Source organism: Allobosea sp. P1_A7 (genome assembly GCF_056406775.1).
In genome coordinates this window covers 1-7194 of the sequence record NZ_JBFTZN010000295.1, presented here as the reverse complement: position 1 = coordinate 7194, position 7194 = coordinate 1, and the positions used below count along the sequence as shown (strand labels likewise).

The 7194-nt window shown below is 65.8% G+C and carries 7 protein-coding genes; 4 read left to right on the top strand and 3 right to left on the bottom strand.

The window, feature by feature from the left end:
• Nucleotides 1-376: 376 nt before the first annotated feature.
• Both AC1D34_RS31620 and AC1D34_RS31615 read left to right on the top strand, forming a co-directional pair.
• Nucleotides 377-2401: a M23 family metallopeptidase gene (locus AC1D34_RS31620; RefSeq protein WP_441493327.1), complete on the top strand. Its 2025-nt coding sequence runs from the start codon at nt 377-379 to the stop codon at nt 2399-2401.
• 134 nt (nt 2402-2535) lie between these two features.
• Nucleotides 2536-3453, top strand: a complete 918-nt coding sequence (locus AC1D34_RS31615) for an AEC family transporter (RefSeq protein ID WP_476826353.1) — start codon at nt 2536-2538, stop codon at nt 3451-3453.
• 89 nt (nt 3454-3542) lie between these two features.
• Here the strand turns inward: AC1D34_RS31615 and gluQRS are convergent, their stop codons facing one another.
• Nucleotides 3543-4439, bottom strand: coding sequence for a tRNA glutamyl-Q(34) synthetase GluQRS (gluQRS, locus tag AC1D34_RS31610; protein WP_441508256.1), 897 nt, complete (start codon nt 4437-4439; stop codon nt 3543-3545).
• Between the two features lie 119 nt (nt 4440-4558).
• On the opposite strand from gluQRS, the gene AC1D34_RS31605 reads away from it, so the two are divergent.
• Entirely contained in the window at nt 4559-5200 is a 642-nt protein-coding gene (locus AC1D34_RS31605) for a DNA-3-methyladenine glycosylase family protein (RefSeq protein WP_441493324.1), read from the top strand.
• A 70-nt stretch (nt 5201-5270) separates the two neighbouring features.
• On the opposite strand, the gene AC1D34_RS31600 is transcribed toward AC1D34_RS31605, so the two are convergent.
• Nucleotides 5271-6056 (bottom strand): HpcH/HpaI aldolase family protein, encoded by a 786-nt coding sequence (locus AC1D34_RS31600; protein WP_113513399.1) that lies wholly within the window; start codon nt 6054-6056, stop codon nt 5271-5273.
• Between the two features lie 162 nt (nt 6057-6218).
• On the bottom strand, nt 6219-6542 hold the full coding sequence (locus tag AC1D34_RS31595; protein ID WP_113513401.1) for a DUF1476 domain-containing protein: 324 nt from the start codon (nt 6540-6542) through the stop codon (nt 6219-6221).
• A 309-nt stretch (nt 6543-6851) separates the two neighbouring features.
• Between AC1D34_RS31595 and AC1D34_RS31590 the strand changes: the two genes are divergently transcribed.
• On the top strand, nt 6852-7194 hold a 343-nt coding region (locus AC1D34_RS31590; RefSeq protein ID WP_476826352.1), incomplete at its 3' end, for a phosphoribosylaminoimidazolesuccinocarboxamide synthase.

The following is a 7194-nucleotide window of genomic DNA, read 5'->3' as shown; positions in this document are numbered from 1 at the left end:
CTCATGAAGCGCAGTAGAGCGGCCCCGCCAGCGGCGGCGCCGTCTCGATGGCTGCGTTATAGGCCCCACCCTCTCACCCTGTCAACGCCAAAACAAAACTTTTCCGACAGTTCGATGACTTTTTGTCCCGGCTCGCCGATCCCGACTTTATCCATCGCGCGCGTACGAGCGCTGCGCGCGCTCTACGTGCGTCGCGCCCGCAAAGAGCCGTAATCGACGGCCAAAGCCCCGCAGCGGCTCCGACCGCGGATTGATTCCGGGCTGCGACCCGGGCATGGTCGGAACCAGGCGCGTACGCGTGCAGCAGATGCGGCTTCTTCGGAATTCCGGCCCGCCCGGGCACCGGACCAGGATCAGGATTCTCTGACGACCAGCGATGAACGCCCATCCCGAGCTCAGCACGCCAGCAGAACCGCTATCGCCGGAAGCCGCCGCGCTTCTGGTCGATCTCGGTATCGAGCCGCCGATCCGGCCGGATGGTGCTCCGCATCAGGCGTTGGACCGGCGTGGCGTCTCGCTGCGCTGGTTGGCCGCCTGCGCGCTGGTCGGCTCCTGCGGCGCAGCCCTGCTCGGTGGGGCGATCCTGGTCTCGACCCGCGGGGATACGAGTTTCCCCGAGCAGCCCGAAATGGTGACCGCGCGCGGCCCGTCCTCTGCCGGCCTGGGTGGCGGGGCGCGCAAGGCGGACAAGCTGGTGGCGGACCAGCCTGTCATGGCGGCCCGACACAGCGCTCGCGCGCCCATGTCCCAACGCGTCGGCGACCGTGAGGTCATCCGGGTGCGCCCCTTCGTACGGCTTGCCTCCAACCTGTCGCTGACTACCGGCGTCTACGCGACGAACATCCCGCCCTTCAATCCGCTGCGCCTGTTTGCGGAAGGTGGCCAGCCCGCCGAGCGCTATGCCGAACCGGCCGGCGACATGCCGGATGCCGATGTCACCATCGTCAAGCGCGACCTCACCACGATCGCGATTCCGCCCGCGCGCCCACGCCTCGGCGACCCCGACGTGATCAAGCAGGTCGAGGAAGAGCGCGCCAACCAGGCCGTGGCGGGCCGGCAACGCCCCTTGCCGATCCCACCACAGCTGATGCTCAGCCGCACGCTGGGCGGCGGTGCGGCGCCCAGCGCCACGAACGATCTTCTTGCCTATTCTCCGGCCACGGACACGCGCTTCTCCGGCATCGAGGTGCGCGTCGTCCCTGAAAATGTCACCAACGCACTGAAGACGCCCATCCCCGCATCCCGCGAGCCGCTTGTCGAGGACAAGCTGCTGATCACCCGGCGCGGCGAGAATTTCGAACAGGTCATGCGCAATGCCGGAGCTCCGGCCGAGCAGATCAGGGCGATGATCCAGGCCTTCAGCGGCAAGGTGCGCGTTGCCGCCTTGCCGGATGGCCAGGTCCTGCAAGCGCTGTTTGCACCCGGTCCGCGGCCAGGCGATCCGCGCCAGATCGTTCGCGTCTCGCTGCTCACCAACGGCCAGCCCGAGGCGACGATCGCGGTCAACGACCAGGGCGCTTTCGTTCCGGTCTCGCTGCCGAAGCAGGAGATCGTCGGCACGCCCCGCAGGGCAACCACGGAAGACGAAGAGGACGAGGAGGATACCGGCGGCGCCAGGCTCTATGAGAGCCTCTACGAGACCGGATTGCGCCACGACCTGCCGCGCCCGATGATCGACGAGCTGGTTCGGATTTTCTCCTACGACCTGGACTTCCAGCAGCGCGTGCGCGGCGGCGACAATCTCGAGGTGATCTTCACCGAGGACGAGGAAGGCGAGCGCGGCGAAATCCTGTCGGCAACGCTCACCATCAATGGCGATACCCGCCGGGTCTTTCGCTATCAGTCCCCTGAAGACGGCCTGATCGACTATTTTGACGAGGAAGGTCGCTCGCTGAAGAAGTTCCTGCTGCGCAAGCCGATCACCGATGCCGAGATGCGCTCCGGCTTCGGCATGCGCTACCACCCGGTCATGCGCTATTCGAAGATGCATACCGGCGTCGACTGGGCCAACCGCATCGGCACGCCGATCCTGGCCGCCGGCAACGGCACGGTGATCAAGGCCGACTGGGCCTCCGGCTACGGTCGGCGGATCGAACTCCAGCACGCGAACGGGTATGTCACGACCTATTCGCACCAGTCGGGTTTTGCCAAGGGCATCGCTGCCGGTGTGAAAGTGCGCCAGGGCCAGGTCATCGGCTATCTCGGCAATACCGGCCTCTCCACCGGACCGCATCTGCACTACGAGGTCATGGTCAACGGCAACTTCGTGAATCCGATGAAGATCCGCGTTCCGCGAGGACGCGAGCTCGAAGGCAAGACGCTGGCCGAGTTCAAGCGCCAGCGCGACGAGATCCAGGGCTTGATCGTGCGCTCGGGCGGCGTGCTGGCCCAGGCGCGCTAGTGCCCTCGCGGGACTGACCGAAAACGCGGCACGGCCATGCCGCTATTTGCGCCACCGCTTCCTTGACTTTGCCTGCTGCAAGACCGATCGCGAGGGGCGCCTTCCCGCTCCCGCTCATCGAATCTGTCGCGCCGATGCTCTCCTCCCTGCTTGTCGTCCTGCCCGTCTTCGGCCTGATCGGCCTCGGCTATGTCGCCCGCTGGACGAAGCTGGTCCGCGAGACGACCGGCGAAGGTCTTTCCGACTTCGTCTTCGTTCTGGCCGTGCCCTGCCTGCTGTTCCGGACGCYGGCCAAGRCCGACATCCCGGCGAGCCAACCCTGGGGCTACTGGATCTCCTATTTCACCGGCCTCACCATCGTCTGGGCCCTGGCCATGCTGATTGCGCACCGCGTCTTCAGCCGTAAGGGACCGGAGTTGGTGGTCTCGGGCTTCGCCGCGGCCCAGTCCAACACGGTCTTCGTCGGCGTGCCGATGATCCTGAAGGCCTATGGCGATGCCGGCGCGGTGCCGCTCGGCCTGCTGCTGGCGATCCACCTGCCTGTGACGATGACGGCGGCAACCCTGCTCGCCGAGGGCCGCTCGGCGTCGCTGAAGATGATGGCCCGCAGGCTCTTCACCCATCCCATCATCATCGGCATCCTGCTCGGCTCGGCGGTGCGGCCGGTGATCGGCTTCATCCCAGCCCCGGTCTGGACATTGGTCGACCTGCTCGCCGGTGCCGCGGTCCCTTGCGCCTTGATCAGCCTCGGCATCGCCATGCGGCGCTACGGGCTGGAATCGGGTCTCGGTCTGCCGGCCGTATTGAGCGCCCTCAAGCTCGGCCTTCACCCGCTGATCGTCTATCTGCTGGCGACCCGCGTCTTCGAGATGCCGGCGCACTGGTCAGGCGTCGCAGTGCTCTTCGCCGCCTGCCCCTGCGGGATCAACGCCTATCTCTTCGCCGAGCGCTATCGGCAGGGTGTCGCCGATGCCTCGAGCGCGATCGCGCTCTCGACCATGCTCTCGCTCTTTACCACCGCGGCCTGGCTGACCTGGCTCGGCGTCGGCTGAACCGCCGATGCATCGGCCCAACAAATGGGTTGCCGCTTTCGGGCCGATCCAAACATAGCCCGCGGACCGGATATGGGATCCGGCCCGATCTAGGCAAAGCCGAGCCGCGCGCGGATGTCTGCGGCCGTAACACCCTGTGCCCTCAGCTCCGCGAGGCCTTCCGACATCCGGCTCTTGGCGAGCTTCTGGCCGGTCTCGTCCTGCAACAACCGATGGAAGTGGTAACGCGGCACCGGCAGGTCGAGCAGGTGTTGCAGCACGAGATGGATATCGGTCGCCGCTTCGAGATCCCGTCCGCGCACGACGTGCGTGACGCCCTGAAGCGCGTCATCCGCGACCACGGCAAGGTGGTAGCTGGTCGGCACGTCCTTGCGTGCCAGAACCACATCCCCCCAGCGCGCGGGAGCAGCCGCTACACGCGTCACTCGCCCATCCTCATCGAAGAGCGGATACCCGACCTCCCCGCCGATCCCTGCCGCCGCCCGCCCCATCGCCAGCCGCAACACATGGGCCTCGCCGCTCGCCGCGCGCTTGCCCGCGTCATCGGGAAGCAGCGCGCAGCAAGTCCCGGGATAGAGCGGCGATCCGTCGGGATCGCGCGGCCAGGGTCGGCCCGCCTCTGCTTCCTTGACCTCCACTGCACGCATGATCTGCCCGCGCGAGCAGAAGCAGGGATAGATCAGCGCCTTCGCCTGCAGCCGGCCGAGCGCGGCGCGATAATCGTCGAAATGTTCGGACTGCCGGCGGATGGCGGCGTCGAAGCGGATGCCGAGCCAGGCGAGATCGTCATGGATGCCTTGCTCGAATTCCGGCCGACAGCGCGCGACGTCGATATCCTCGATGCGCAGCAGCAGCCTGCCGCCCAATCGCTTGGCCAGGCGCTCGTTCATCAGCGCCGAGAAAGCGTGGCCGAGATGTAGCCGGCCGTTCGGGCTGGGCGCGAAACGAAACACCGGTCTGTCGCAATCGCGTGAGGACGTTGCCATGGGCCCTCTCTATGGTCTGGCCATGACTGGGCCAAGTCTTCAGGAATGCCTAAGTCTTCGGACACAGCCAACTCTCCTGACGCGCGCGCACTGCCACCATCCCGGTTCAAGAAGCGACGATGACCAGAATCACCTGTGACGCCGACCTCGAAGAGGGCATGGCCGCGCTCCGCCCGCTTCACCCGAGCTGGAGCGCCATCATCGACCGGACCGGCCTGCCGCCGCTGCGTCGCCGCGAGGGCGGCTTCAAGGGGCTGGCATCGATCATCGTGGCGCAGCAGCTTTCGGTGGCGAGCGCGCGCGCCGTCTGGACCCGGGTCGAGTCGGTCCTGACGCCGCTCACGCCGGAGCGCGTGCTCGCTGCAAGCGATGAGGATATGCGGCTGTCCGGTCTCTCGCGGCCGAAGCAGCGCACCCTGCGCGCCGTTGCCGCGGCAATGGTCGACGGAACGCTCGACCTGGGGTCTCTGGAGGGCGGTACGCCGGAATATATCCACGAGCACATGACCGCCGTCTCCGGCATCGGACCCTGGACCGCGGATATCTATCTGTTGTTCTGCCTCGGACACCGCGACGGCTTCGCAGCCGGCGATCTCGCCATCCAGGAGGCTGCACGCGTCGCCTTCGGCCTCGATGCCCGCCCGAAACCGGGCGAGCTGCAGGAGATGGCCGAGGCCTGGCGCCCCTGGCGCGGCGTGGCAGCCAGACTGCTCTGGGCCTACTACGCCGCGCTGAAGCGCCGCGAGGGGATCAACGCCTAAAGCATCGGCCCGCGAAGTGGAGTGCGGCTTTCGGGAAAGCCGCTGCGAATACAGAAGGTTGGATCGGACCTTAGCCGCGAACCACTTTGAGCGCGGCCTGAGCGGCCGCGCGCAGGAAGCCCGAATCGCTCATCACGGTGACAAGCCTGGCTCCCATCTCGACACCCTCCTTCGCCCTCTCGGCGGTGGCGGCATAGAATGCGACCGGCTTGTTCACGGCAGACGCACGGGCCACGATGTGACGCAGGGCCTCGTCGACCTCCTTCGCCGAGGCGTTGACCGACGCTCCGCCGGACAATGCGATCGAAAGATCGGATGGGCCAACGAACAACGCGTCGATGCCTTCAAGCGCCAGAATATCGTCGAGAATCGCCATGGCCTCGCGCGTCTCGATCATCGCGAAGGTCATCGAGAAACGATTGGCGGCCTTGAGATAGCTATTGGCATCGAGCCCCGAAGCGCCCAGGCCGCCATAGCTGCCCCAGCTGCGTTCTCCGAGCGGCGGATACTTGGCATAGGCCGCCAGACGGCGCGCATCCTCCATGGTGTTGATCATCGGCGCGATCACGCCCGAGACGCCGGCATCGAACAGCTTCGACACGTTCTGGAATTCGCCAACCGCGATCCGCGCCAGAGCAGGCTTTCCGGCCGCATTGATCAGCGGGATCGCCCGGATGACCTCGCCAAGCGTGATCGGCCCGTGCTGCATATCGAGCGTGACGGCGTCAAAACCTTCCTGCGCGAGCACTCCGGCAATGCTCGGATCGGGAAGCCCGCACCAGGCAGACAGGAGCGTATCGCCCTTGGCGAGACGATCGGCGAGCGAGGACAGGACGGTTGGCTTGGCGGAAGACATCGGCGTTTTCATCCGGTTGAGCCCGCTCTTGAGACACGGCGGGACGAGGACAGTGGGCAGCAAACTCGCACAAAAACAAACGGGCGCTCATGCGCCCGTTTCAACCACGTCCTGCGTTTGGTGAACCGGCCATGCCGATTCACGTGAAACAGGGATTCGCCACTAGCGCCCTGCCTGGACTTCCTCTGCGGCCCTGATCAGGAGCTCGGTCATCACGCGGCGAATCTCCTCGTCCGCAACCGCGACGCTCGCAGTTGCGAAATCGGACCTCACCTTGCGCAGCACGTCATCGTCGCCGGCCTCCTCGAAATCGGCCAGGACTACGGACTTAGCGTAAGCGTCCGCTTCAGCGCCGCTCTTGCCGAGCTTCTCGGCTGCCCAGAGGCCGAGAAGCTTGTTACGCCGGGCCGTCGCCTTGAAGCGCAGCTCCTCGTCGAGGGCGAACCTGTTCTCGAAGGCATCCTTGCGCTGATCGAATGTCGTCATGCGGGTTAAGTCCTCTTGCGGGCTCCGGGTGGCTTCTCCAAGCGATATAGGGTGCCGCAGCGGCCAGGGCCAGCGCGGATTGCAATCTGGCGATCGGGCCCTTCGCCCGGTTTGTTGCGTTTGCAGTGCAGAAGCGCCATATAGCGGTCGCGAGGGTGGCCGATTGGGCTATGCTCGCTTTGAACCGGACCAATCCGCAATCCAGGCCGATCGCGTCCGAGCGCAGATCTAAGGCGAGGCTTGCGAAGGACCGGCGGAACAGGGGCCACGATCCCGCCGCGGGCAACCGCGACCAGAGAAAGGCCGATTTTGGATTTCCTCAAGCCACGGTACATCCCGATGAATCGCCGCCGTCGCATTTACGAAGGCAAGGCGAAGGTCCTCTATGAGGGACCGGAGCCCGGTACGCTGATCCAGCACTTCAAGGACGACGCCACCGCCTTCAACGCCAAAAAACATGAGGTGATCGACGGCAAGGGCGTCCTGAACAACAGGATCTCCGAGCACATCTTCTCCAATCTCAACGATATCGGCGTGCCGACGCATTTCATCCGTCGGCTGAACATGCGCGAGCAGCTGATCCGCGAGGTCGAGATCATTCCGCTCGAGGTGGTGGTCCGCGAGGTCGAGATCATTCCGCTCGAGGTGGTGG